Here is an 871-nt window from a genome sequence, read left to right on the forward strand (position 1 = left end):
CACGGCGATTTATGCCGCCTCGGCGAGCACATGGAACGGGTTGGCATGGATTGTAGGCGCCGCCCTATACCTTGTCTGCCTCCCCGCGTTGCGTCGCGGTGCATGGAGCCGGGCCACCTCGACCTGAATGGAAGCCGGCGGCACCTCGCTAACGGATTCACCACTCCAAGAATTGGAGCCAATCAATTCTTGCGGAGAACTGTGAATGCGCAAACCAACCCTTGGCAGAACATATCCATCGCGTCCGCCATCTCCAGCAGCCGCACGCGGCGCATCTCGGGCAGCGTTGGGTCCTGGCCACGGGTGCGCATGATCGTGCTCCTGTCGTTGAGGACCCGGCTAGGCTGGCGGGGTTGCCTTTACTGGTTAGCAGAATGAATCACCGATACGCGAGCGAACGTGAAGCGACTGCTGCTGCAAAACGTCTGCGACCTGAGCAACAACATGAATGGTCTTCGGTTTCCGTGTTTCGTAAAGTCTGGAAACGCGGAAGTCAGCGCCCTGCACCATTATGTTCCGGATCTGCATCGCAGGATGCTGCTGGCTACCCTGTGGAACACCTACATCTGTATTAACGAAGCGCTGGCATTGACCCTGAGTGATTTTTCTCTGGTCCCGCCGCATCCATACCGCCAGTTGTTTACCCTCACAACGTTCCAGTAACCGGGCATGTTCATCATCAGTAACCCGTATCGTGAGCATCCTCTCTCGTTTCATCGGTATCATTACCCCCATGAACAGAAATCCCCCTTACACGGAGGCATCAGTGACCAAACAGGAAAAAACCGCCCTTAACATGGCCCGCTTTATCAGAAGCCAGACATTAACGCTTCTGGAGAAACTCAACGAGCTGGACGCGGATGAACAGGCA

Annotated in this window: 3 protein-coding genes; 2 read left to right on the plus strand and 1 reads right to left on the minus strand. The window is 55.9% G+C overall.

Going from position 1 to position 871, the window contains the following annotated elements; all coding sequences use genetic code 11:
* Nucleotides 1-182: 182 nt before the first annotated feature.
* Nucleotides 183-311: a type VI secretion protein gene (locus HMPREF0908_RS11460; RefSeq protein ID WP_001260374.1), complete on the minus strand. Its 129-nt coding sequence runs from the start codon at nt 309-311 to the stop codon at nt 183-185.
* A gap of 88 nt (nt 312-399) precedes the next feature.
* On the opposite strand from HMPREF0908_RS11460, the gene HMPREF0908_RS11465 reads away from it, so the two are divergent.
* Together HMPREF0908_RS11465 and HMPREF0908_RS10875 are read left to right on the plus strand one after the other, a co-directional pair.
* A complete protein-coding gene (locus HMPREF0908_RS11465) occupies nt 400-663 on the plus strand; it encodes a site-specific integrase (RefSeq protein WP_003660253.1) in 264 nt (87 codons plus the stop codon).
* 70 nt (nt 664-733) lie between these two features.
* On the plus strand, nt 734-871 hold a 138-nt coding region (locus HMPREF0908_RS10875; RefSeq protein ID WP_001793640.1), incomplete at its 3' end, for a Rop family plasmid primer RNA-binding protein.

Origin of the sequence: Centipeda flueggei ATCC 43531, from assembly GCF_000160695.1 — a bacterium.
Taxonomy (GTDB): Bacteria; Bacillota; Negativicutes; order Selenomonadales; family Selenomonadaceae; genus Centipeda; species Centipeda flueggei.